Below are 23,368 nucleotides of genomic sequence, written 5' to 3'. Positions count from 1 at the left end.
CCCGCTTGCAGCGCCTGCGCCGGCCTCTTCGCGGGTAAAACCGCGAAAAGGCCAGCGCAGGCGCCTTCAGCCTCTCAGGCACGATTCAAAGCCCAAGGCACACATACTTGAGCTCCAGGTAGTCCTCGATCCCGTAACGCGAGCCTTCCCGGCCCAAGCCCGACGCCTTCACCCCACCAAACGGCGCGACCTCGGTCGCCACCACACCGACGTTAACCCCGACCATGCCGTACTCCAGCGCTTCGGACACGCGCCAGATACGCCCGACGTCCCGGGCATACAGGTAGCAGGCCAGCCCGAACTCGGTGTCATTGGCCTGGGCAATCACCTCCTCCTCACTGCTGAAGCGGAAGATCGGCGCTACCGGCCCGAAGATTTCCTCACGCGCTACACGCATGTCCGGTGTGACATCCGCCAGCAAGGTCGGCTCGAAGAAGGCCTCGCCCAAGGCATGCCGGCGCCCACCCGCCACCACCCTCGCTCCGGCCTCCACAGCCTCGCCCACCAGCCGCTCAACACCACTGGCCGCACGCCCATCGATCATCGGCCCGACCTGTGTGCCAGGCGCATCACCCTGCCCGACTACCAATTCCCCCACCCGTTCGGCAAACCGCGCCACGAAACGCTCGTAGATGCCGTCCTGGATGTAGAAACGGTTGGCGCACACGCAGGTCTGCCCGCTGTTACGGAACTTGGCGATCAGCGCACCTTCCACCGCCTTTTCCAGGTCGGCATCGTCGAACACGATGAACGGGGCGTTGCCACCCAGCTCCATGGTCACCTTCTTCACCGTCGCCGCCGACTGCTGCAACAACTGGATGCCGATGGGCGTCGAGCCGGTGAATGACAGCTTGCGCACCGTCGGACTGGCCGTCAGCTCGCCGCCGATGGCTGCCGAGTCACCGGTGACCACGCTGAGGACACCCGCCGGAATGCCGGCACGCTCGGCCAGCACGCACAGCGCCAGCGCACTGAATGGCGTTTGCGAAGCGGGCTTGAGCACCAGCGTGCAGCCCGCCGCCAGGGCCGGCGCCGCCTTGCGCGTGATCATCGCTGCCGGGAAGTTCCACGGCGTGATGGCCGCGCAGACGCCGATCGGCTCTTTGGTCACGATCAAGCGCCGGTCACCGTTCGGTGAAGGGATCACATCACCATAGATGCGCTTGCCTTCCTCGGCATAGAACTCCACATAGGCCGCGGCAAAGGCAATTTCGCCACGGGATTCGGCCAACGGCTTGCCTTGTTCAGCGGTCATGATGCGCGCCAGGTCTTCCTGGTGGGCAAGGATTTCGCGGAACCAGGCGTGCAGCCGGGCTGCGCGCTCCTTGGCGGTCAGTGCCCGCCACGCCGGCAAGGCGCGCTCGGCGGCGGCGATGGCGCGGCGGGTCTCATCTGCCCCCATGCGCGGCACATGGCCGAGCACTTCGCCTGTGGCCGGGTTGGTCACGGCAATGCGCTGGCCGCTGTCGGCGGCCAGCCATTGTCCATCGATAAAGCAAACTTCACGCAGCAGATCACGATCGGCAAGGTTCATGTCGATTGGCTCGTTCGAAGGATGAAAAAGGTGGGGCCGGACCGCGCCCCACCTGAGGTGAATCAGCGTTTGGCCTGCAGGGCCTTGTCGCGGATCTGGCTGAGGGTCATGCGCGGGGTCAGGGCTTCAGGGTCGACCTGCACTTCGATCAGCGCCGGCTTGCCGGACGCCTGGCAACGCTCGAAGGCGGCGGCGAAGTCCTCAGTGCGAGTGACCGTTTCACCGTGCAGCCCATAGGCGCGCGCCAGGGCGGCAAAGTCCGGGTTATGCAGTTCGGTGCCAGACACCCGGCCCGGGTAAGTACGCTCCTGGTGCATGCGGATGGTGCCGTACATGCCGTTGTTGACCACCACCGTGATCACCCGGGCGTCGTAGTGCGCCGCCGTGGCCAGCTCCTGGCCATTCATCAGGAAGCAACCGTCGCCGGCAAACGCCACTACCGTGCGCTGCGGGTAGGTCAACTTGGCTGCTACTGCTGCCGGCACGCCGTACCCCATGGAGCCGTTGGTAGGCCCGAGCAGCGTACGGAATACACGGTGCTGGTAGCCACGGTGTACCCAGCCGGTGTAGTTACCGGCACCGCAGGTAAGGATGCTATCGGCCGGCAAGGTCTTGTTCAGCCAGGCGATCACTTCGCTCATCTGCACATCACCCGGCGAACGCGGGGTTTCGAAGTTGCCTCGGTAGCCGCTGTTCAGGCTGGCGACCCAGTCGGTGAACGCCGCCGGGCGCACGGCGGGCAAGGTGGCGGCCTGGTTCAGGAAGCTGGCCGGGCCGGCATTGATGCCCAGGGTCGGCTGGTAGACGCGGCCAATTTCTTCGGCGCTGGCATGCACATGCACCAGCGCCTGTTTCGGTGTCGGGATGTCGACCAGCGCGTAACCGCCCGTGGTCATTTCGCCCAGACGTGCGCCTACCACGATCAACAGGTCAGATTGCTTCACTGCATCGACCAATACCGGGCCGGCAGCCAGGCCAAGGTCGCCGGCATAGTGCGGGTCGGTGTTGTCGAACAGGTCCTGGCAGCGGAATGAGGCCGCCAGCGGCAAATGCTGCGCCTGCACGAAGCGCTTCAGGTCGGCCACCGCCTGGTCGTTCCAGCCACCGCCACCGGCAATCACCAGTGGCCGCTCGGCCTTGGCCAGCAGCGCCTGCAGTTCGCCCAGCGCCTGCGGCGCCGGGGCGGCTTCGACACGCTGGGCCGGGCGGGCATCGGCCACTTGTACCAAGTCCGTCAGCATGTCTTCCGGCAAGGCGATCACCACCGGCCCGGGGCGGCCGCTGATGGCGCGCTGGAAGGCCTGGTTGACCAGCTCGGGAATGCGTGCGGCATCGTCGATCTGCACCACCCACTTGGCCATCTGCCCGAACATACGCCGGTAATCCACTTCCTGGAAGGCTTCGCGCTCGATCTGGTCGCGGGCCACCTGGCCGATGAACAGCAGCATCGGCGTGGAGTCCTGGAAGGCGGTGTGCACGCCCACCGAGGCGTTGGTGGCGCCCGGGCCACGGGTGACGAAGCAGATGCCCGGCTTGCCGGTCAGCTTGCCGTAGGCCTCGGCCATGTAAGCGGCACCACCCTCCTGGCGGCAGACGATGAGGTCGATTTCATCTTGCACGTCATGCAGTGCATCGAGCACCGCCAGGTAGCTTTCACCCGGTACACAGAACGCACGCTCGACACCATTCACCCGCAGAGCATCGACCAGTACCTGGCCACCACTGCGCTTCACTTCGGAGTTGCTCATTGTTGTTCTCCCTCAGGCGCTACGGTCAGATGACCGAATCTTCCAGGAACGGCTTGTTGTCGATCACCCGCTGGTAGCTCAGCGCGCCCAGGTCGAGTGAGCGGTAGCCGCCATAGGTGATCAGCTCGGACAGCCCGCGGCCAATGGCCGGCGCCTGTTGCAGGCCATGGCCACTGAAGCCGTTGCAGAACAGGAAGTTGCTCACTTCGTTATGCGGGCCAACGATGGCGTTGTGGTCGAGCACGCAGAAGTCGTAGTGCCCGGCCCAGTAGTTGACCACTTTGATGCCCTCGAACGCGGGCACCCGCTCGGCAAGAATCGGCCACACCTCTTCGTCAAACTCCTCGTGCAGCACGTCGAAGTCTTCAAAGTCCACTTCCGGGTCGTTTTTGGGGTAGGTGCCGCCCAGGTAGAACTTGCCTTCGGGGCGGAAGAACACCCCGGTCGGGTCGATGGTCAGTGGCACGGTGCCTTCCAGCGGGGTGCGGCAGTCGAACACGAACAGCGAGCGGCGCCGTGGCTCGACCGGAATATCCAGGCCCGCCATGCGCGCGACCTTGGTGCCCCGAGTACCGGCACAGTTCACCAACAGGCCGCAGCCGATGCGCTCGCCGCTGGCCAGCTGAACGCCGGTAATGCGGTCACCTTCACGCTGGATACCCGCCACCTCGTTCTCGATGTACTCAATCCCCATCGAGCGCGCCTTGCGGCGGAAGCCGTTGAGCATGCCAAGGCTGTCGAACCAGCCTTCTCCACTCTGGCCATAACTGGCGCCAGCGAGGCTGTCGATGTTCACCCAGGGAAACTTGCGCTGGAGATGCTCGGGGTCGAGCAGGTGCACATCCGCGCCGTGGGACACCTGGGTATCGTGCAGGCGGCGCAGCACTTCATAGCCCTTGTCGTCGCCAAGGAACAGGTAGCCATTCTCGTGGAAGGCCAAGTCCGGGCGGTCGCCATCCACTTCCATCACGTCGGGGAAGTTGCGTACGAATTCGGCGCCGAACCTGGAGATTTCAATGTTGATCGGGTTGGAAAACTGCTGACGGATCGAGCTGCTGGACAACGCGGTGGCCGACTTGTTGTAGGTCCAGTCGCGCTCGATGACCAGCACCGAGCCCTTGAAGTCCGGGTTGTTGGCCAGGAAGTAGGCGGTGGCGCTGCCGTTCACTGCGCCGCCGACGATCACCACATCGTAATTCTGTTGTTTAGCGGTGGAAGCCATGGAATTAGCTCTCTTCTGATGTGGGCGTTATTTCGGGTCTTCGAAATGGCCGGCGCCGGCGAAGTTGCCGCCGTGGTAGCGTGCAGCCGGTTCATTCGGGTGCAGTGGCGGGTGCTCGGCCAGGACCTTGTCGCGGTAGTCGTCGGCGCTGTCCTTGGGCACATAGCCGATCGATGAGGCCAGGCGGTTGTCCCACAGGCTTTCGCGGTTGGCCGACATGCCATAGACGATCATGTGCCCCACCCGTGGCGCCAACAGCGAGCGCTCGGTGAGTTGGGCGAAGTCGTCGAACGACAGCCAGGTGGCGAGCATGCGCCGGTCCAGCGGCTCGGGGAACGACGACCCGATGCGCAGGTTGACCGACTCGATGGCGAATTTGTCCCAGTAGTAGCGGCCCAGGTCTTCGGCAAAGCACTTGCTGACGCCATACAGGCTGTCGGGGCGATGCGCGGCGGTGGCATCGATGGTCTCGGTGCGGTCATAGAAGCCGATGGCGTGGTTGGAGCTGGTGTACACCACACGCGTCACACCGTTGCGCCGCGCCGCTTCGTAAATGTTGTAGGTGCCGACGATGTTGCCGTTGAGGATCTTCTCGAAGGTGTCCTCCACCGGTACACCACCAGCATGCACGATGGCATCGACGCCTTCGGTCAGCGGCAGCACATCGTTGAAGTTGGCCAGGTCGCAGCGCACCAACTGCTCATGGGGCGCAGCCTGGCCCATGTCGGCGATGTCGGTCAGGCGCAACTCGTCGGCGAAGGCGGCCAGGTGCTTGCGCAACACGCTGCCCAGGCGCCCGGCGGCGCCGGTGATCAGCAGGCGTTTGAAAGGCTTGCTCATGTGTTACCTCGATTGCTTGATGGGCTCAGGACAGCGCCGCGAACGCGTCGCGCAACTGCCCCAGGGCTTGTTCCAGTTCCTGCCGCGACGTGGCGAACGACAGACGAATGTAGGGCTCCAGGCCAAACGCCGAACCCGGCACGGTCGCGACTTTGCCGACCCGCAACAGGTAGGCCGACAGGTCGGCATCGTTGCCAATGACCTGGCCATCCGGGGTGCGCTTGCCGATGAAGGCACTGACCTCGGGGAACGCATAGAACGCGCCCTGCGGCATCTGCAGCTGCAAGCCCGGGATCTGCGCCAACCCTTGCACCACCAGCGCGCCACGCGCCTGGTATTCACGGTTGGCCTCCCGCACGAAGTCCTGCGGCCCGTTCAACGCCGCCACGGCGGCCAGCTGCGAAATGCTCGACGGGCAGGTGGTGGTTTGTGACTGGGTCTTGTTCATGGCCACGACCAGGTCTTTCGGCCCGGCGGCGTAACCCAGGCGGTAGCCAGTCATGGCATAGGCCTTGGACACGCCGTTGATCAGCAAGGTGCGCTCGCGCAGTTGCGGGCAAGCGGTGACGAACGACACGAACGGCTGATCGCCCAGCACGATGTGCTCGTAGATTTCGTCGGAGATGATCAGCACGTTCGGGTGGCGCTCCAGCACCTGGCCCAACGCCGCGAACTCTTCACGGGTGAAGATCGCCCCGCTCGGGTTGTTCGGCGAGTTGAGCATCACCCAGCGCGTGCGCGGGGTAATGGCCGCGTCCAGCTGCTCGGGCTTGAGCTTGAACCCCTGCTCGGCGCCGCAAGGGATGACCTTGGGCACACCACCGTTGAGCATGGCCATGTCGGTGTACGACACCCAGTACGGCGCCGGGGTGATGACCTCGTCGCCCGGTTCGAGCGTGGCCAGAAAGGCGTTGAACAACAGCTGCTTGGCACCGTTGCCTACGCAGATTTCGTCCAGGCCGTAGACCAGGTCGTTTTCCCGGGCAAACTTGTCGACGATGGCCTGGCGCAACACCTCCAGGCCATTGGGCCCGGTGTAGTGGTTGTTGCCCGCCAGCATGGCCTGGTAGGCCGCCTCGATCACGTGGGCCGGTACGTTGTAATCCGGCTCGCCGAGTGCCAGGTTGATGACCGGTTCGCCCTTGGCCAGCATCTGCTTGGCCAGTACCGACACGGCCATGCTTGGCGAGCTTTTTACCGCGCGCACGCGGCTGCTTTGCACGTCCATCGTCTAGCGCTCCTGAGCGGCGTCAAAGCCGTAGTCGTTACGTGCCTGTTCGGCGCTGATGTAACCCGCACGCACATCGCGCTCAACCTGCTTGCGGTCGCGCTGGCGCGGGTCGCCATAACCACCGCCACCGGGGAGGCGCAGCACCAGGCGGCGCTCAGCGGGTACAAATTGCTGGCCTTTGCCGCGCAGCAAGCTGCCGTCATCCAGGCCAACGAAACCTTGGGCGCCCTCCTTGCCGCCCTCCAGGCCGCGTGCCGGGTACTGGATACGGTCGAACATGGCACTGAAGCGGAAGCTGTAGCCTTCGGCCGCCGAGACTTCGATTTCCTGGCCCAGGCCACCGCGCAACTGGCCGGCACCGCCAGAGCCTTCGCGCAGCTCCTTGCGCCAGACCACTACCGGGCCGGCATGCTCGGTGGCTTCCACCGGCATGGTGTGCACGCCGCTAGGGAACGCCGTGGCGCTCAGGCCATCCATCGCCGAGCGGGCACCCATGCCGCCGCTGTTGAACATCAGCATCTCGGCGTTGCGGCCGTTGGGGTTGCTCTCCAGCGGGCGCACGCTCAGGTGCAGGTTCCACAGGGCGCTGGCACCCTCGGCCGGCACCTTGCCTGGCAGGCACTTGTGCAGCGCGCCGAGCACCAGGTCGGGCACAAAATGGCCCAGCACATGGCGCACCGATACCGGCGCCGGGTGCTTGGCATTGAGGATGCAGCCTTCGGGCGCGGTGACTTCGAACGGCGCCAGCGAAGCGGTGTTGTTCGGGATTTCTGGTGCGACGATGCACTTGAGGCCATAGCAGGCATAAGCCTTGGCGTAGCCCAACGGCACGTTAATGCCGAACTGGCTCATGCCCGAGGTGCCGGTAAAGTCGCTCTTGATACCGTCGGGGCCAACCGTGATGGTCACCGCCAGGGTTACCGGCACATCGTAGCCGTCGAGGGTCATGCTGTTGCTGTAGGTGCCGTGGGGCAGCGACTTGAAGCATTCCAGGGTAGCGCGACGGCTGTGTTCGAGAATGAACCCGCCGATGTGCTCCAGGTCGTCCAGCTTGAACTCTTCGAGCATGTCCAGCAGGCGCTTGTGGCCGGTTTCGTTGCACGCCGACAGCGCATAGAAGTCGCCCACTACCCGGTCGTTCTCACGCACGTTGTTGCGCAGGATGTTGATCAGGTCGCGGTTGACCTTGCCGCGCTCGAACAACTTCATGATCGGGATGAACAGGCCTTCTTCATACACTTCGCGGGCATCGGGGCCGAAGCCCCGGCCACCGATATCGACCACGTGGGCAGTACTGGCGAAATAGCCGATCAGCTTGCCCTTGTAGAAGGACGGCGAAACGATGGTGATGTCGTGCAGGTGGCCAGTGCCCTTCCACGGATCGTTGGTCACGTAGACATCGCCTTCGAAAATGTTGTCCTCGCCGATGTCATTGATGAAGTGCACCACCGCCTCGGCCATGGTGTTCACATGGCCAGGGGTGCCGGTGACGGCCTGGGCCAGCATGTTGCCGGCACGGTCGAACACCCCGGCGGACAGGTCGCCGGCTTCGCGCACACTGGTGGAGAAGGCAGTGCGGATCAGGGTCAGGGCCTGCTCTTCGACCACCGAGACCAGGCGGTTCCACATCACCTGCATTTGAATGTCGATCAACGTATCGCTCATGGTTCTGGCTTCCGAATTCAGGCGTTAGCGGCGCACGACCAGCAGGCAGCCGTCTGGCTGGACCGTGGCGGTGAAGTTGGAGGTGACGAAGGTCGAGGTTTCGCGCTCGACGATGATCGCCGGGCCGTCGACACGGGCACCGACTTGCAGCTCTTCGCGTGGGTGGATGCCGGCTTCGACAAAACCACCGGCGGCCACGTCGAACACCTGGCGGCGGGAAATCTCATGGGCGCGGTAGGCGGCGCCGACTTCTTCAACCTGCGTGACAGGTGGCAGGGGCGAACTGGCCTTGACCGACCAGCTGACGATCTCGATGTCCGGCCCTTCGATGGGGCGGCCAAAGAAGCGGGTGTAGGCTTCTTCGAAACGGGCCTTGAACTCTACCGTGTCGGCAGCGCTGAAGGCTTTGAATGGCAAGGCAACCGGGATTTCCCAGCCCTGGCCCACATAACGCATGAACGCGGTGCAGTCCATTTCCGGCTCACCGATCGGCATGCCCTGGCGCAGGAAGCCCAGCGATTCGGCTTTCATCTCGTCGATCAGGTCATTGACCTGCGCGGCCTCGAACTCGGACAAGCGGACGAACGCACTGCGTACGGCCTCGTAGCCGAATGGCGCACGCAGGAAGCCGATCGCCGAACCCACACCGGCACCCGCCGGAACGATGAAGCGTGCCACACCCATTTTCTCGCACAGCCGTGCAGCGTGCAGCGGGCCGCCACCGCCGAAGGTGATCATGGTGTAGTCGGCAATGTCCTTGCCGCTTTCCACCGCATGCACACGGCCGGCGTTGGCCATGTTCTCGTCAACCACTTCGCACACGCCAAACGCTGCGGTGTCGGCCTGCATGCCCAACGGCTGGCCGATGACCCGGGCCATGGCGTTGGCCGCGTTGTCGGTGGACAAACGCAGCGCGCCGCCGGCGAAGTTGTCTGCATCCAGGCGGCCGAGCAGCAGGTTGGCGTCGGTGATGGTCGGCTCCAGACCACCACGGCCGTAACAGGCCGGGCCAGGCTCGGAGGCCGCACTGTGCGGGCCCACGCGGATCTGGCGCATGCTGTCGATGCTGGCGATGGAGCCGCCGCCAGCACCGATTTCGACCATTTCCACCACCGGGATGGAAATCGGCATGCCGCTGCCCTTCTTGAAGCGGTAGGTACGGGCAACCTCGAAGGTTTTCGCGGTTTTCGGTACCTGGTCTTCGATCAGGCAGATTTTCGCCGTGGTGCCCCCCATGTCGAACGACAGCACGTTCTCCAGCTGGTAGCGGCGGGCGATGTCGGCCGCAAAGATGGCGCCACCGGCCGGGCCGGACTCCACCAGACGGACCGGGAACTCAGCGGCGCTTTGCACCGAGATGATGCCGCCACCGGAGTGGATCATGAACACCGGGCAATCAGCACCTTCTTGTTTGAGGGTCACCACCAGACGGTCCAGATAGGACTTGATCAGCGGCTTGACGTAGGCGTTGGCGCATACAGTATTGAAACGCTCGAACTCACGCATCTGCGGCGAGACTTCGTTCGAAATCGAGATCGACAACTGCGGCAGTCGCGCCTGCAGGGCATCGCGCAACTGGCGTTCGTGGGCACCGTTGACGTAGCTGTGAATGAAGCCGATGGCCACGCTTTCGTAGTTGCCTTCGGCGATGCGCTCGACCAGGGCATCGATCTCGGCCTGCGCAGGGGCGATCAGCACCTGACCTTTGACATTCAGGCGCTCACGCAGGGTGTAGCGGTGTTCACGATCGATCAGTGGCGGCGGCAGGGCGATGTTGATGTCGTATTGCTCGAAACGGTTTTCGGTGCGCATTTCCAGGGTGTCCCGGAAGCCTTCGGTGGTGATGAAGGCGGTGCGCGCGCCACGGCGCTCGATCAGCGCGTTGGTGGCCAGGGTGGTGCCGTGGATCAACTGGTCGATGTCCGACAAGGCCAGGCCCGCCTGCTCCACCACCTGGCGCACGCCGGTGAGGATGGCCCGTTCAGGCAGCTCGTAGTCGGTCAGGATCTTGGTCGAATGCAGCACGCCGTTCACGTCCAGCGCGATATCGGTGAAGGTGCCGCCTATGTCCACGCCGACCCGGCATGATGTCGCAGTCATCGTCATATCCCCTGCAATGCTTTTAGTTGTCTCGACCGGCTGAGGCGGTCTTCATGTAAGTTATATGTTGTCTTACAGGTGGTCAAGCACCTATTTGCTCAAATCTGCATTGCCTGCACTGGCCTCTTCGCGGGCACGCCCGCTCCCACAGATACCGTAGTGCCCTGTGGACCTGCAGTGATCCTGTGGGAGCGGGCGTGCCCGCGAAAAGGCCGGCACAGGCAACACAACTGCCAGATCAACCCGCCGTCTTGACCATCCGCCCGCCACCCACCGCCTGCGCTGTGGGGAACACTTCCAACCGCGACACATCTACCTGCCGCGGCATCTTCAGCGCCGCCAGCAACAGCTGGGCGATATCTACCGGCTGGATCGACTCATAACCGTCATACAGCTCACTGCCCGCCGCCTGCATGCCCATGGCAGTCTTGTACAGCTGGGTCTGCACCCGGCCCGGGGCTATCTCGGTCACCCGCACGCCACTGCCCAACAGGTCACAACGCAAGGCATCGCAGAACAGGCTAACCCCGGCCTTGGACGCGCCGTACACCGCTGCGCCCGGGTGCGGCGCTCGGCCAGCACTGGAGCCAATGAAGAACAGGTGCCCCCTGCCCCGTTCGACCATGCCTGGCAGCACCTGGCGCGCCAGGTGCAACGGCGCCTTGAGGTTGATGTCGAGCATGTTGTCGATTTCGGCTTCGTCGATGTCCTGGAATGCCGCCCGGGTGGACAGAATGCCCGCGTTGTTGACCAGCACATCCACCGCCCGCCCTTCCAGCGCGGCAGCCAGCGAACGGTAATCACGCACATCCGCCTGCAAGGTGGTCACACCCGGCTCGCCAGCCAGCTCGGCCAACGCCTCAGGGCTACGCCCCACGGCAATCACTTGCAGGCCGGCATCACGCAGCGCCAGTACGATGGCCTTGCCGATACCGCTGGTAGCCCCGGTCACCAGCGCGCGCTGGTAGCCCTCGGGGAATGCGACTTCAGGCATAGATGTAACCCCCGCTGACAATCACGTTTTCACCGGTGGCGTAGCTGTTGCGGCTGCTGCCCATCATCACGATCCACTCGGCGATTTCTGCCGGTTCCGCAGCACGGCCCAGCGGGTTGGCTGCCGCCAGCTCGCCGAGGAAGCCCAGCTGTTTGGCGCGCTCGGTGGCAAAACCGGCCGGGGCTACCGAGTTGACCAGGATCTGGTCCTTGGCACAGGCCTGGGCAAACGACTTGGTCAGGCTTACCACCGCTGCCTTGGTGGCGGCATAGTGGGCGTTTTGCGGGTGGGCCTTGAAGGCGTCCACCGACGTCACGTTGACAATACGCCCGGTCACCGCCGGGGCCGCCACGTACTGCTGCATGTGGCGCACCGCGGCGACCATCATGTGGTAGGTGCCCTTGATGTTGACGGCGTTCTCCAGGTCCCACTCGTCGTCAGTGATCTCGAAGATGTCCTTGCGCGGGTAGATGGCCGCACTGTTGACCAGGCAATGCACCCGCCCCAAGCCTTCGACGATCTGGGCGAAGGCCGCATGGGCGGTGTCCTTGCGGGCAATGTCGCCTACTGCGATTGCCACTTCTACACCCTGCCCGCGCAGTTCTTCCGCAGCTTGTACCAGCAATTGCTCGTTGCGGTCGATCAGGCCGATTTTACCGGCACCACGTTTTACCATCAGCCGGGCTGTTTCCAGGCCCAGACCCGAGGCACCACCTACAATCACCACCGTTTGATTTTCCACAAAACACCTCCGCGATTGAGTCTTTACGTAAGATGCCTGTTGTCTTACATTTGGTCAAACATCAATTCGCCGACAGGTGCTTCCATGCCCGCTTCCAGCCTCTCGCCCGCACCCACTCCGCACGCTCGGGACCGCTTGCTGGATGCGGCCAGCGCCCTGTTTGCCAGCCATGGCTACCAGGCCATCGGCCTGCGTGACCTGGCCAGCCACCTGGGCCTGCGCGCCGGCTCGCTGTACCACCACATCGAGAGCAAACAGGGGCTGCTGTTCGAACTGATCGAGTCGAGCCTGACCGACCTGCTGTACGAAACCCGACAATGCCTCAAAGGTGCCCGTACCACCAGTGAACGCTTGCCGTGCTTCGTGCAGGCCTTCGTGACGTATAGCCAGGCCAACCCCGACAAACTGGTGTTGCTGACGCGGGAAGCCATGAACCTGAACACAGAGCAACTGTTGCAGATCGAACAGTTGAAAATGCAATACAGCGGGCTGCTCAGTGACATTGTCGCCGCAGAATGCGGGCTGCCGGCACTCCGAGCGCGGTCGATTGCCCATGCCGTGCTGGGTTTGCTGTGCGGGCAGGCGCAATGGGGAAGCGTGATCACCGCGAGGGATCAACTGGTAACGTTCGTACAGGGCATTGTCGGTACCGGCAAGACCGCGGCCTATCGATAAGAAATGCATAACAATATAAATTCTTATTCTTTTTTTAATGAAAGATAATCCTCTATAACTCTCCCCACTGCACAGCCGCCAACACCTGGCCAACTGTTCGCAGCGCAACACCCAATCAACACAAAACGCCCGCCCGGCAACAGCGGCGCAAACCCGCTAACGCGATAACCTGTTGATTTAGAAGAACATTAGAACCCGGCACGACGATTGCTCAAGCAAAGTCCCCCGCTCAACCCGAACCGGAGACCTGCCCATGAGCACCCCACTGAACGTCGTAGCCCTGTCCGGCGGCACTTCCCGCCCTTCACGCACCCTGGCCCTGACCGAGGCGATCCTCGCCGAACTGGCCGAGCACCTGCACATCAAGCCGCACCTGATCGAACTGGGCGACATCGCCCGCCCACTGGGCAGCGCCCTGTGGCGCAGCGAACTGCCCGACACCGTCGAGCAGCAACTGCGCCTGGTGGAAAAGGCTGACCTGCTGGTGGTGACCACCCCCGTGTACCGCGGCAGCTTTACCGGCCACTTCAAGCACCTGTTCGACCTGATCGGCCAGGACGCCCTGGTCGACACCCCGGTTCTGCTCGCCGCCACTGGCGGCAGCGAACGCCATGCGCTGGTGCTCGACCACCAGCTGCGCCCGCTGTTCAGCTTCCTGCAAGCCCTGACCCTGCCCATCGGCGTGTTCGCCAGCCAGGCAGAACTGGCCGACTACCGCGTATCCAGCGATGCCCTCGCCGCCCGTATCCGCCTGGCTGCAGAGCGTGCCGTGCCGCTGTTCGGCGCCCACCACGCACTGCGTAAAAGCGCCTGAGGAGCGGCCATGAATGCACCTGTGAATACCCCGCTGCGCCCGGCCTTGGCGATTGCCCGCGAACTGGCCGGGCAGTTTGCCCAGACCGCCGTCGAACGCGACGAGCGCGGCGGCACGCCGAAAGCCGAGCGCGATGCCCTGCGAGACAGCGGCCTGCTGTCGCTGGTGATCCCGCAGGCCTTCGGTGGCCAGGGCGCCAACTGGCACGACACGTTCGCGGTGGTGCGCGAGTTCGCCCGGGTCGACAGCTCCATTGCCCATGTGTTCGGCTTTCACCACCTGATGCTGGCCACCGTGCGCCTGTTCTCACGCCCCGACCAATGGCAGCCCTGGTTCGAACAAACCGCCCGAAAACAGTGGTTCTGGGGCAATGCCCTGAACCCGCTGGACACCCGCACGGTGGTCAAGCACTTCGATGGCTGGTGCGAGTTCTCGGGCAAGAAAAGCTTCTGCTCCGGCGCCAGCGACTCGGAAATGCTCATCGCCTCGGCGGTGGACGAACGTGCCGGCGGCAAGCTGCTGATTGCTGCCATCCCCAGTGGCCGCACCGGCATCAGCCTGCACAGCGACTGGAACAACATCGGCCAACGCCAGACCGACAGCGGCAGCGCCACGTTCGAGCGGGTACGGGTAGAGCACAACGAACTGCTACTCGACCCAGGCCCGCTGAGCACTCCGTTCGCCGCCCTGCGCCCGCTGATTGCCCAGCTGCACTTCGCCAACCTGTTCCTCGGCATTGCCGAAGGCGCCTTCGAAGAAGCCCGCCAGTACACCCTCAAGGAAAGCCGGCCATGGTTCCGCTCCAGCGCCGCCAGCAGTGCCGAAGACCCTTACGTGCTGCGCCATTACGGCGAGTTCTGGGTTGGCCTTGAAAGCGTGCGTCTGCTGATCGAACGGGCCGCACGCCAGCTGGATGCCGCCTGGGCCAAGGAACATGCCCTCACGGCAGAAGAGCGCGGCGACCTGGCCCTGGCCATCGGCACCGCCAAGGTCGCCGCCAGCCGCCACGGCCTGGACATCTGCAACCGCCTGTTCGAAGTCACCGGCGCGCGCGCCACCCATGCCTCGCTACGCTTCGACCGCCATTGGCGCAACCTTCGCACACAAACCCTGCACGATCCGGTGGACTACCGCATCCACGAACTCGGCGAGTGGGCCCTCAACGACAAGCGCCCTGCCCCATCCTTCTATTCCTGAGGATTGCCCATGCAACTGCTGACCCTCCCCCCGTCACCGACACTGGCTACCTCGATCAGGGCGACCGCACAGGTCTTCGAAGACCCCAGGTCGCAGGCGCTGCTCGCCCACTTGCAACAGGTCGCCCCCAGCGAGGCCAGCGTCCTGATCATCGGCGAAACCGGTACGGGCAAGGAGCTGGTCGCACGCCACATCCACAACCTCAGCGGCCGGCGCAACGGCCCGTTCGTCGCAGTCAACTGCGGGGCGTTCTCCGAGTCGCTGGTGGAGGCCGAACTGTTCGGCCATGAAAAAGGCGCCTTCACCGGCGCGCTGGCGGCCAAGGCTGGCTGGTTCGAGGAAGCCAATGGCGGCACGCTGTTCCTCGACGAAATCGGCGACCTGCCCCTGCCGATCCAGGTCAAGCTGCTGCGCGTGCTGCAAGAGCGCGAGGTGGTGCGGCTGGGCTCGCGCAAGAGCATTCCGATCAACGTGCGGGTACTGGCGGCGACCAACGTGCAGCTGGAAAAGGCCATCAACGCCGGGCATTTTCGTGAAGACCTGTACTACCGCCTGAACGTGGTGACCTTGCAGTTGCACCCGCTGCGCGACCGCCCGGGTGACATCCTGCCGCTGGCCCGGCACTTCATCCGCAGCTACAGCGACCGGCTGGGGTACGGACCGGTAGAGCTGAGCGCCAAGGCCCAGGCCAAACTGGTGGAGTACAGTTGGCCGGGCAATATCCGCGAACTGGAAAACGTGATTCACCATAGCTTGCTCACTTGCGGCGACGGCACGGTGCAGGCACAGGACCTGCGCCTGTCAAACCTGCGCATCGAACGGCAAGAGGAAGAGCCAGCGGGCAATGGTGTGGACGACTTGTTGCAGCGGGCGTTCAGCCGGCTGTACGAGGAGCAACCGGGCGATCTGTACGAAAAGGTGGAAAATGCCCTGCTGCGCTCGGCCTACCGGTTCTGCCATTACAACCAGGTGCACACCGCGCAGTTGCTGGGGTTGTCGCGCAACATCACCCGCACGCGGCTGATCGCGATTGGCGAGTTGGTGGTGAACAAGCGCCGGGGGCAAGAACAGCAAGTGCTGGACAACCGGGTGGTGCGGTTGTCCATCTGATCCTTGTCGTGCCGCGAAGGCGTCAGGATGCCGTACGCGGCATCAGCTCATACGGATGCTTCCACCCCGGCAGCGCCTGGATCCGCGCCTTCCAAGCCTCGATATGGGTGAACTCTGCCAGCGGGATCCCGGTATCTTCAGGCATGAACACATACCCCGCCAACGACAGATCGGCGATGGTCAGCCGGCCGCCAACCATGAACGGCGTCTTCGCCAGGTGCGCATCGACAATACGGTAAGCCGCCGTGGCACGCTCACGCAGGAACCGCGTCACGTCCGTTTCCCCAGTTTTCTTCAGGCAAAACAGAAAGCGCAGCGCGGCGTAGTAGCTGGTGAACTTGTGGTTGTCGAACAGCATCCAGCGCCAGATCTCGCGTTTTTCGTCTTCATCACGCGGGCCGAACTGGCCGGTCTGTTCGGCAAGGTAGTCCAGGATCAACGCAGACTGGGTGAAGGTTTTGCCCGCGTGCTCCAGCACCGGCACCTCGCCCTGCTCGTTCACCTCGTCACGCCACGTTTGCTCACGGGTCTGGCCATGGAAAAAGTCGACGAACACCGGCTGCCAGGCTTGGCCAGTGAGTTCAAGCATGAGCGCGGCTTTGTAGGCGTTGCCGGATTCGGCGAAGCAATGGAGTGTGTAGTCGGACATGGCGGGACCTTCAATTTCCTTTGAATGATCATGCAGCCCAATCGCCGGCAAGCCAGCTCCCACAGGTATTGCGCAAGCCTGAAGGCGAGCGCCGTACCTGTGGGAGCTGGCTTGCCGGCGATTGGGCCATCAAACCGAGCAAATCACGCCCGGCCCGACGCGGTCAATCCATGCCCTCAGGCAATCTGGAACCCATGCGCCAACGGGTCACGGTCATCGACGATAATGGTGTTGTACCCGATCACCCGCGCCCACCCCGCCACGCTCGGCCTTACCGCCGGGTAGTCCCCCACACGCGTCAATTCCTCGGCCCGGCAGTTAAACGTCGTGCCGGTAATGCTTTCGTGCACAAACGTCTCCCCTACCTGCAACCGCCCACGCGCCACCAGTTGCGCCACCCGTGCCGACGACCCGGTGCCGCACGGCGAGCGGTCTATGGCCTTGTCGCCATAGAACACCGCATTGCGCGCCGACGCCCCCGGGGCCTTGGGCTTGTCGCACCACATCACATGCTTCACCCCACGAATGCGCTCATCCTCCGGGTGCACCGGGTGCAGCACCTTCTGCGCGGCCTCACGCACCAGGTGGCTCATGCGCACCAGGTCGTCGGCCTTCAGGCCATCGAGGCCTGCGTAGTTATCCTGAGGCTCGACGATGATGTAGTAGTTGCCGCCATAGGACAGGTCGACGGTCAGCGTGCCGATCTGCGGCACTTCCAGCACGATGTCGCGCGCATGCAGGTAGCTGTTGACGTTGAACAGCCGCACTTCCTCGACAAAGGCACCGTTGCGCTTGTATTCGATATCCACGCGGCCTGCGGGTGTTTCCAGCGCCAGCCGCCCTTCTTCGCGCGGCACCACCAGCCCTTCCTCGATGGCCACGGTCACCGTGCCCACGGTGCCCGCACCGCACATCGGCAGGCAGCCGCTGACTTCGATGAACAGTACGCCCACGTCGCAGTCTTCACGGGTCGAGGGGTAGAGGATGGAGCCGGACATGGCGTCATGCCCACGCGGTTCGAACATCAGGGCATGCCGCACCCAGTCGTGTTTTTCCAGAAACAACATGCGCTTCTCGGCCATCGGCACATTGGGCAGCAGTGGGCCACCCCCCGCGACGACTCGAACCGGGTTGGCACAAGCATGGGAATCAATGCAGAAGAATACGTTGCGAGCCATGGGTCATTCGTCCTTCTTGGTGTTGTGCGGGAATGGGTTACTTGATCAGCCGCGGTTCGCCGGTGTCGGCACCGCTGGCGGCCAGGCCATTGGCCTCAAGGATCTGCGCGATACGGCCTTCGGCATGCAGCTGCTTGATTTCCTTGTCCAGTGCAGCGCCCAGGTCGGTCTTGTTCATGTGGTACAGCAAGGCAATCTGCGCTGGCTCCACCGACACCGGCACGCGGCTGTCTGGCTTGGCGATCTCGATCTGGATGCCCTGATAGGCACCTTTGCCCTGGGCGTACTTGCCAGTGCCGTAGCTGTCCACAGCCACATCCAGACGCCCGGCAGCAAGGTCCTGGGCCAGGCCCACCGGGTTGGGGTAAAGCACTACCGGGTTATCCAGGCTGGCCTGGATCTGCCCGGCATATAGGAAGCCCGACACCGCGCCCACCCGCTTGCCGTTCAGCTGGCTGACTTCGCTGTAGCCCTCGCGGGAATAGAACGCCATCTGGTCGACATACAGCGGCCAGGTCATGCCCAGCACCTTGGCCCGCTCGGCAGTGCGGAACCAGTCACCGATCCCCAGGTCGACCTTCTGGCTGAGCACGTTCTGGATCACGGCCGACGGGTCGACGATCACTGGCACCAGGGTCAGGCAGTTGCGCTTGGCAATCTCGCGCACCACCTCGGTGTCGACGCCGCCAATATCGTTGGGACCAGCCACCGTGGTGAACGGCGGGTAGTTGTACACGGCCACGGTCAGGCTGCCGGGCTTGATGGTCTTGAACTGTTCACTGGGGGTGCAGCTTTCGGCCGCCATGGCCTGGCCTGCCAACACGCAGGCAGCAGCGAGCAGTGCGAGTTTGAAAGTACGCATGGTGATGTCACTCCGTATTGTGTTGTCAGAGGTGGCGGCCGAGGCGCCGCTCCAGGTAGCCGACCACCACCGTGGCCGGTATGCAGATGACCGCGAACAGCAACGCGACAAGGATGAAAATGGGCATGTACTGAAACGTGTTGGAACCGATCAGCTGGGCCTTGCTCATCAGTTCAGGCAGGGCCACTACAAACGCCAGCGACGAAGCCTGCAACATGAGGATGGCGAAGCCGAGCAAGGCCGGGATCGAGATGGGCAGGCCCTGCGGCAAGATGATCAGGCGCAAGGTATCCAGGCCACTGAAGCGCAAGGCCTGTGCTGCCTCACGCTGCCCTTGCGGCACCGCTTCCATTCCAGCCCGCAGAATTTCGCTGGTATAGGCTGCCGTGCACCAGGTAAACGCCAGGGTCACCGAGGCAAACGCACTGAGGGTAAGGCCGGTGCCGGGCAGGCCGAAGTACACGAACTGCAACAGCACCAGCACCGACGCGCCCCGCCCTATTTCGATCACCGCCAGCAGTGGCGCCCGCAGAACCAGATGGCGTGAACGCAAGCCCAGCGCCAGCAACAGCCCTAAGGGAATGCCCAATAGCAGTGATGCACCGGTTACCTGCAGCGACAGCCTGAACCCGTCCAGCAGCGAAGGCAGCGTCTGTTGCCAGAAAGCCAAGGTCTCGTTCATCGGGCTACCCTCAGGCGCATGCGTTGGTCGGCCCAGCGGCTGGCCCAGGCCACCGGGATGCTCAAAGCGATGTACAGGCAGCCAGCGAAGGCAAAGGTGGCCAGGCCCTGGAACGTCACCTGCGACACGTGGGTGGCCTGGAAGGCGATCTCCGGTACGCCGATGGTCGAGGCGATGGCCGTGTCCTTCAGCAGCCCGATGGCATAACTGGCAATCGAAGGCAGCGACACCCGCAGCAACTGCGGCGCGATCACATCCCAAAGCCGCCAACGCGCCGGCATGCTCAAGGCCTGGGCAGCCTCCCACTGCCCCTTGTGCACCGCTGCCAGTGCGCCGCGGAAGATTTCAGCCATGTTGGCCGCAGTGATCAGCCCCAGGCCGATAGCCGCCGCCTGAAACGGGGTGACCTGCATGAGGCCGGTGCCAATACCGAAGAAGATCAGGAACAGCCAGACAATCGGCGGCACTGCCCGCAACAGCAGAATCAACGTCGCAGCCAGCCCGTCCAGCAGGCGAATACCCGAGACCCGCATGGCACACAGCACGGCCCCCAGCAATACGCCAACGAGCAGCGCGGTAAGGGTGAGCAGCACGGTCCACTGGATGCCACCCAGGATGGTGTAAAGCATTTCGCCGCTCATCGGTTCATCACCGCGCTGAGGAAGCGCTGCGCCCGCTCGCTCTGTGGCTTGCGCATCACTTCGGCACTCTTGCCCTCTTCGATCACCCGGCCGTCGGCCATGATCAGCACCCGGTCCGACACGCTTTCGGCAAAGTGCATTTCATGGGTTACCACGATCATGGTCATGCCTTGGGTGGCCAGCTCCTGCATCACGTTGAGCACTTCCAGGCCCAGCTCAGGGTCCAGCGCCGAGGTCGGCTCATCGAACAGCATCAGGCTTGGCTCCAGGGCCAGCGCACGGGCAATGGCGATGCGTTGCTGCTGGCCCCCCGAGCAGCGCGAAGGGTACTGGTCGGCCTTGTTCAGCAGGCCAACTCGGTCGAGCAACTGCCGCGACACTTCGTCAGCCTGCTTGCGGTCGCGCTTGAGCACCCGCTCCTGGGCGATGCTGACATTGCGCAGTACCGACAAGTGCGGGAACAGGTTGAATGACTGAAACACCATGCCGACCGGCTGGCGCAGATCCAGTATCTGGCGCTTGGAAACCGACTGACTGGCATCGATGGTGGTGTCGCCGACACGCAGGATGCCGCGGGTGGGTGGGTCGAGCAGGTTCACGCAGCGCAGCAAGGTACTTTTGCCCGAGCCGCTGGGGCCGATGATGGCGATGACTTCGCCTTTCTTGACGCTCAGGTTGATGTCGTTGAGGACAGTGGTGTCGCCATAGTCCTTGCCCAGGCCCTGTACATCGACCAGTACGTGCTGGCGCAAGGGTTCGGGGTAAATGCCGCTGGTGACGCTCTTCAATACGGTTTGCATCGTGCTGTACACCCTTTGTGTTTTTGGAGGCAGGTGTTAGTGATCTCAACGCATTGTTTTTATTGAATTAAGCGGTGTTAAGTTGCTCCGTTCGGTTGTTTTCAATGGGTTCAATCTAGTGGCAAGCGACGTTTCGCGATTGTAGGATCAGGTCAATCTGCGGTACGAAAATACAAATGTCGTAAACAGGGTGATTTCTCCCGATTGCCAGGACCAAACCCGACCATGCGCGCCGACTATTCCTTCCTCGAACCCCTCAAACCACCACCAGACGCGGTCACCCCGGTCCGCTTCGGCATCGTCGCCACGCCCGACTTCACCCTTATTTCCCTGGCCTGCTTCGTCGACTGCCTGCGCCTGGCCGCTGACGAGCGCGACTTCAGCCGGCAGATCTACTGCGCCTGGGAGCTGCTGTCTCACGATGACGCGCCGATTGTGTCCAGCTGTGGCTTTCCGGTCCTGCCCACCCGGCACTACGGCGACCCCAGCGACTACGACTACATCGTCGTGCACAGCGGCCTGCTGCAGAGCAAGCTGCCCTACCCCGAGGCGCTCTATGCCTTTGTTCGCCGTGCGGTTGCAGCCAACGTCCCGGTCATCGGCCTGTGCACCGGCACCTTCGTGCTCGCCGAACTCGGCCTGCTCGATGGCCGCCGTTGCGCGGTGCAGTTCTCGATGGCTGCCGCCATGCGCCAGGTTCACCCCAAGGTAATTCCGGTGGCCGACGTGCCGGTGGTCAGCGACGGGCAATTCATCACCTGCCCCGGCGGTCTGGCCTCGATCAACCTGGCCATGCACCTGGTGGCGGAGCACTGTGGCAAGTCACGGGCGGACAAAACCCTGCACTACGTGCTGTCCGAACGGGGTTTCGATGAAATGCAGGCCCTGCGCGAAGACCCGGAAAGCAGCCTGCGCTGCCTGGACGCACGCGTGGTCAACGCAGTCGGGCTGATGCGCCAGCGGCTGATCGAGACCGGCACCATTGCCGCGTTGGCCGAAGAGGTGGGCACCAGTGAACGTGAGCTGACCCGGCTATTCAAGAAACACCTGCGGGCCACTCCGGCCAGCCACTGGCGGCGCATGCGACTGAAAGCCGCCCACTGGATGGTGCTGAACAGCAGCCGCTCGCTGACACAGATTGCCTACGAGTGCGGCTTTACCGACAGCTCGCACATGATTCACTGGTTCAAGCGCGAATTCGATGTGACACCGGCGCGGTTGCGTGAGGTGCATGTCCAGATTGGCTTGTTGTGACTAGGCTGTGCCGGCCCCAGCCAGAACATCCCATTCCCCGTCCCTCCCGTCATAGTCCCCGCACAACCGCCAATGCCATAGTGGAGAAAACAACACGGATAAAAACCATGTACAGAAACACCTCTACCCCCGCAGACGACAACGGTTGCGGCTGGTTCCACCTCAGCCCCCCGCGCCAGCCACGCGTCGCGCACCGGGGGTGGAGCGAGGCGCGCTGGGTGGTGCTTGGCGCGGGCTTTACCGGCCTTGCCGCCGCACGGCAACTGGCCCTGCACCACCCGGACGACGAGGTGATCCTGGTCGAAGCCCAGGAAGTCGGTTTCGGTGCCTCCGGGCGCAACTCCGGCTTTGCCATCGACCTGCCCCACGACATCGGTGCCGCCGACTACATCGGCGACCTGCCCACCGCACGCATGAACCTCAAGCTCAACCTGCGTGCGCAAGCGATCCTTCGCGGGCTGATCACCCAGCACGGCATCGACTGCCAGATCCGCCCGGACGGCAAGTACCAGGCCGCCGTCGAAGACAAAGGCCTGGCCGTGCTCGAAGCCTACCGCAGCGGCCTGGAAAAACTCGGCCAGCCCTACCAGATGATCGACACCCGCGACCTGCCCGAGCACTTCGGTACCGCCTTCTACCGCAAGGCGCTGTACACCCCGGGTACCCAGTTGCTGCAACCGGCCGCCCTGGCCAAGGGTCTGGCCGAAAGCCTGCCGGCCAACGTGACCCTGCACGAGCGCACCACCATCACCCACATCGAGCAGGGCCGGCGCATCACCCTCAAGCACGCCAACGGTGAAATCGTCGCCGACCAGCTGTTGCTCACCAACAACGCCTTCGCCTCATACTTCGGCTTCCTGCCCGGCCGCCTGCTGCCGATTTTCACCTACGCCAGCATGACCCGCCCGCTGACCGAAGACGAACAGGCCCGCCTGGGCGGCAAGGCCAGTTGGGGCATCATCCCGGCCGACCCGTTCGGCAGCACCCTGCGGCGCACCCCGGACCAGCGCCTGCTGGTGCGCAACAGCTTCAGCTTCAATGCCGACGGCCGTGCCAACCCCCGCCACATCGCCCGCGCCGGGCGCCAGCATCGTGAGTCGTTCGAACGGCGCTTCCCAATGTTGTCGGGCATACCGTTCGAATACACCTGGGGCGGTTCGATGTGCCTGTCGCGCAACCACCTGTCGCACTTCGGCACCCTGGCGCCCAACGTACACGCGGCGTTGTGTTGCAACGGCCTGGGCATCACCCGTGGCACGGCGACGGGCACCTTGCTGGCTGACTGGCTGAGCGGTGAGCGCGACGAGCTGATCGACTTTCTGCTCGGCAGCGCAGGCCCCAACCGCAACCCGCCTGAACCGCTGTTGAGCGCGGGCGTCAACCTGAACCTGCACTGGGGCCAGCGCCGCGCCGGCCTGGAAAGCTGAAAA

General features: G+C 63.8%; 21 protein-coding genes. 6 read left to right on the top strand and 15 right to left on the bottom strand.

Annotation, left to right across the window (positions count from 1 at the left end):
• Window positions 1–85: 85 nt before the first annotated feature.
• The 9 genes from N436_RS25960 to N436_RS25920 all read right to left on the bottom strand — a co-directional run bounded on the left by N436_RS25960 (window position 86) and on the right by N436_RS25920 (window position 12,076).
• Window positions 86–1,534 (bottom strand): NAD-dependent succinate-semialdehyde dehydrogenase, encoded by a 1,449-nt coding sequence (locus N436_RS25960; RefSeq protein WP_177410899.1) that lies wholly within the window; start codon window positions 1,532–1,534, stop codon window positions 86–88.
• Window positions 1,535–1,596: 62 nt separating this feature from the next.
• Complete coding sequence (locus N436_RS25955; protein ID WP_110742303.1) at window positions 1,597–3,282, bottom strand: thiamine pyrophosphate-binding protein; 1,686 nt, start codon at window positions 3,280–3,282, stop codon at window positions 1,597–1,599.
• 25 nt (window positions 3,283–3,307) lie between these two features.
• Window positions 3,308–4,504 (bottom strand): FAD-binding oxidoreductase, encoded by a 1,197-nt coding sequence (locus tag N436_RS25950; protein WP_110742302.1) that lies wholly within the window; start codon window positions 4,502–4,504, stop codon window positions 3,308–3,310.
• Window positions 4,505–4,531: 27 nt separating this feature from the next.
• Window positions 4,532–5,344 carry an NAD(P)-dependent oxidoreductase gene (locus N436_RS25945; protein WP_105948438.1) on the bottom strand — a complete coding sequence of 271 codons (813 nt, stop codon included), beginning with the start codon at window positions 5,342–5,344 and terminating at the stop codon, window positions 4,532–4,534.
• Window positions 5,345–5,369: 25 nt separating this feature from the next.
• Entirely contained in the window at window positions 5,370–6,572 is a 1,203-nt protein-coding gene (locus tag N436_RS25940; protein ID WP_110742301.1) for a pyridoxal phosphate-dependent aminotransferase, read from the bottom strand.
• A 3-nt stretch (window positions 6,573–6,575) separates the two neighbouring features.
• Window positions 6,576–8,240 carry a hydantoinase B/oxoprolinase family protein gene (locus N436_RS25935; RefSeq protein WP_105948436.1) on the bottom strand — a complete coding sequence of 555 codons (1,665 nt, stop codon included), beginning with the start codon at window positions 8,238–8,240 and terminating at the stop codon, window positions 6,576–6,578.
• Between the two features lie 24 nt (window positions 8,241–8,264).
• A complete protein-coding gene (locus N436_RS25930) occupies window positions 8,265–10,340 on the bottom strand; it encodes a hydantoinase/oxoprolinase family protein (protein ID WP_110742300.1) in 2,076 nt (691 codons plus the stop codon).
• 238 nt (window positions 10,341–10,578) lie between these two features.
• Entirely contained in the window at window positions 10,579–11,334 is a 756-nt protein-coding gene (locus N436_RS25925; protein ID WP_110742299.1) for an SDR family oxidoreductase, read from the bottom strand.
• The gene (locus N436_RS25920) at window positions 11,327–12,076 is read right to left on the bottom strand and encodes an SDR family NAD(P)-dependent oxidoreductase (RefSeq protein ID WP_110742298.1); all 750 of its coding nucleotides are present in this window, start codon (window positions 12,074–12,076) and stop codon (window positions 11,327–11,329) included. The genes N436_RS25925 and N436_RS25920 overlap by 8 nt, the downstream gene beginning before the upstream one ends.
• 84 nt (window positions 12,077–12,160) lie before the next feature.
• On the opposite strand from N436_RS25920, the gene N436_RS25915 reads away from it, so the two are divergent.
• From N436_RS25915 to sfnR, 4 genes are all read left to right on the top strand, one after another.
• Window positions 12,161–12,751: a TetR/AcrR family transcriptional regulator gene (locus N436_RS25915; protein ID WP_110742297.1), complete on the top strand. Its 591-nt coding sequence runs from the start codon at window positions 12,161–12,163 to the stop codon at window positions 12,749–12,751.
• A 253-nt stretch (window positions 12,752–13,004) separates the two neighbouring features.
• A complete protein-coding gene (gene msuE, locus N436_RS25910; protein WP_016711107.1) occupies window positions 13,005–13,565 on the top strand; it encodes an FMN reductase in 561 nt (186 codons plus the stop codon).
• A gap of 9 nt (window positions 13,566–13,574) precedes the next feature.
• The gene (locus N436_RS25905) at window positions 13,575–14,762 is read left to right on the top strand and encodes an acyl-CoA dehydrogenase family protein (protein ID WP_025752645.1); all 1,188 of its coding nucleotides are present in this window, start codon (window positions 13,575–13,577) and stop codon (window positions 14,760–14,762) included.
• Between the two features lie 9 nt (window positions 14,763–14,771).
• Complete coding sequence (gene sfnR / locus N436_RS25900) at window positions 14,772–15,872, top strand: sigma54-dependent transcriptional activator SfnR (protein ID WP_060499256.1); 1,101 nt, start codon at window positions 14,772–14,774, stop codon at window positions 15,870–15,872.
• Window positions 15,873–15,894: 22 nt separating this feature from the next.
• Here sfnR and N436_RS25895 read toward each other — a convergent pair whose 3' ends face one another.
• From N436_RS25895 to N436_RS25870, 6 genes are all read right to left on the bottom strand, one after another.
• A complete protein-coding gene (locus N436_RS25895; protein WP_110742296.1) occupies window positions 15,895–16,521 on the bottom strand; it encodes a glutathione S-transferase family protein in 627 nt (208 codons plus the stop codon).
• A 176-nt stretch (window positions 16,522–16,697) separates the two neighbouring features.
• Window positions 16,698–17,699: a 4-hydroxyproline epimerase gene (locus N436_RS25890; RefSeq protein WP_110742295.1), complete on the bottom strand. Its 1,002-nt coding sequence runs from the start codon at window positions 17,697–17,699 to the stop codon at window positions 16,698–16,700.
• Between the two features lie 37 nt (window positions 17,700–17,736).
• Window positions 17,737–18,561 (bottom strand): ABC transporter substrate-binding protein, encoded by an 825-nt coding sequence (locus tag N436_RS25885; RefSeq protein ID WP_110742294.1) that lies wholly within the window; start codon window positions 18,559–18,561, stop codon window positions 17,737–17,739.
• Window positions 18,562–18,586: 25 nt separating this feature from the next.
• Window positions 18,587–19,243 (bottom strand): amino acid ABC transporter permease, encoded by a 657-nt coding sequence (locus N436_RS25880; protein WP_110742293.1) that lies wholly within the window; start codon window positions 19,241–19,243, stop codon window positions 18,587–18,589.
• On the bottom strand, window positions 19,240–19,872 hold the full coding sequence (locus tag N436_RS25875) for an amino acid ABC transporter permease (RefSeq protein WP_256590031.1): 633 nt from the start codon (window positions 19,870–19,872) through the stop codon (window positions 19,240–19,242). Before N436_RS25875 ends, N436_RS25880 begins: the two co-directional genes overlap by 4 nt.
• An 8-nt stretch (window positions 19,873–19,880) precedes the next feature.
• On the bottom strand, window positions 19,881–20,684 hold the full coding sequence (locus N436_RS25870) for an amino acid ABC transporter ATP-binding protein (RefSeq protein ID WP_110742291.1): 804 nt from the start codon (window positions 20,682–20,684) through the stop codon (window positions 19,881–19,883).
• Between the two features lie 225 nt (window positions 20,685–20,909).
• Between N436_RS25870 and N436_RS25865 the strand changes: the two genes are divergently transcribed.
• Together N436_RS25865 and N436_RS25860 are read left to right on the top strand one after the other, a co-directional pair.
• Entirely contained in the window at window positions 20,910–21,938 is a 1,029-nt protein-coding gene (locus N436_RS25865) for a GlxA family transcriptional regulator (protein ID WP_110742290.1), read from the top strand.
• Between the two features lie 107 nt (window positions 21,939–22,045).
• Window positions 22,046–23,365: an FAD-binding oxidoreductase gene (locus N436_RS25860; RefSeq protein WP_110742289.1), complete on the top strand. Its 1,320-nt coding sequence runs from the start codon at window positions 22,046–22,048 to the stop codon at window positions 23,363–23,365.
• Window positions 23,366–23,368 lie beyond the last annotated feature (3 nt).

Source organism: Pseudomonas sp. RV120224-01b (genome assembly GCF_003208145.1).
Taxonomy (GTDB): Bacteria; Pseudomonadota; Gammaproteobacteria; order Pseudomonadales; family Pseudomonadaceae; genus Aquipseudomonas; species Aquipseudomonas monteilii.
Note: the sequence above shows the minus strand (reverse complement) of the source record. Positions and strands in the feature narration are given on the sequence as shown.

What these genes read in the sequence shown, in the direction of transcription:
- N436_RS25860 (WP_110742289.1), top strand. Translation starts at nt 22,046, where the DNA reads ATGTACAGAAACACCTCTACCCCCGCAGACGACAACGGTTGCGGCTGG.
- N436_RS25940 (WP_110742301.1), bottom strand. Translation starts at nt 6,572, where the DNA reads ATGGACGTGCAAAGCAGCCGCGTGCGCGCGGTAAAAAGCTCGCCAAGC.
- N436_RS25905 (WP_025752645.1), top strand. Translation starts at nt 13,575, where the DNA reads ATGAATGCACCTGTGAATACCCCGCTGCGCCCGGCCTTGGCGATTGCC.
- N436_RS25950 (WP_110742302.1), bottom strand. Translation starts at nt 4,504, where the DNA reads ATGGCTTCCACCGCTAAACAACAGAATTACGATGTGGTGATCGTCGGC.
- N436_RS25930 (WP_110742300.1), bottom strand. Translation starts at nt 10,340, where the DNA reads ATGACTGCGACATCATGCCGGGTCGGCGTGGACATAGGCGGCACCTTC.
- N436_RS25885 (WP_110742294.1), bottom strand. Translation starts at nt 18,561, where the DNA reads ATGCGTACTTTCAAACTCGCACTGCTCGCTGCTGCCTGCGTGTTGGCA.
- N436_RS25960 (WP_177410899.1), bottom strand. Translation starts at nt 1,534, where the DNA reads ATGAACCTTGCCGATCGTGATCTGCTGCGTGAAGTTTGCTTTATCGAT.
- N436_RS25935 (WP_105948436.1), bottom strand. Translation starts at nt 8,240, where the DNA reads ATGAGCGATACGTTGATCGACATTCAAATGCAGGTGATGTGGAACCGC.
- N436_RS25890 (WP_110742295.1), bottom strand. Translation starts at nt 17,699, where the DNA reads ATGGCTCGCAACGTATTCTTCTGCATTGATTCCCATGCTTGTGCCAAC.
- N436_RS25875 (WP_256590031.1), bottom strand. Translation starts at nt 19,872, where the DNA reads ATGCTTTACACCATCCTGGGTGGCATCCAGTGGACCGTGCTGCTCACC.
- N436_RS25895 (WP_110742296.1), bottom strand. Translation starts at nt 16,521, where the DNA reads ATGTCCGACTACACACTCCATTGCTTCGCCGAATCCGGCAACGCCTAC.
- N436_RS25880 (WP_110742293.1), bottom strand. Translation starts at nt 19,243, where the DNA reads ATGAACGAGACCTTGGCTTTCTGGCAACAGACGCTGCCTTCGCTGCTG.
- N436_RS25925 (WP_110742299.1), bottom strand. Translation starts at nt 11,334, where the DNA reads ATGCCTGAAGTCGCATTCCCCGAGGGCTACCAGCGCGCGCTGGTGACC.
- sfnR (WP_060499256.1), top strand. Translation starts at nt 14,772, where the DNA reads ATGCAACTGCTGACCCTCCCCCCGTCACCGACACTGGCTACCTCGATC.
- N436_RS25955 (WP_110742303.1), bottom strand. Translation starts at nt 3,282, where the DNA reads ATGAGCAACTCCGAAGTGAAGCGCAGTGGTGGCCAGGTACTGGTCGAT.
- N436_RS25945 (WP_105948438.1), bottom strand. Translation starts at nt 5,344, where the DNA reads ATGAGCAAGCCTTTCAAACGCCTGCTGATCACCGGCGCCGCCGGGCGC.
- N436_RS25870 (WP_110742291.1), bottom strand. Translation starts at nt 20,684, where the DNA reads ATGCAAACCGTATTGAAGAGCGTCACCAGCGGCATTTACCCCGAACCC.
- msuE (WP_016711107.1), top strand. Translation starts at nt 13,005, where the DNA reads ATGAGCACCCCACTGAACGTCGTAGCCCTGTCCGGCGGCACTTCCCGC.
- N436_RS25915 (WP_110742297.1), top strand. Translation starts at nt 12,161, where the DNA reads ATGCCCGCTTCCAGCCTCTCGCCCGCACCCACTCCGCACGCTCGGGAC.
- N436_RS25865 (WP_110742290.1), top strand. Translation starts at nt 20,910, where the DNA reads ATGCGCGCCGACTATTCCTTCCTCGAACCCCTCAAACCACCACCAGAC.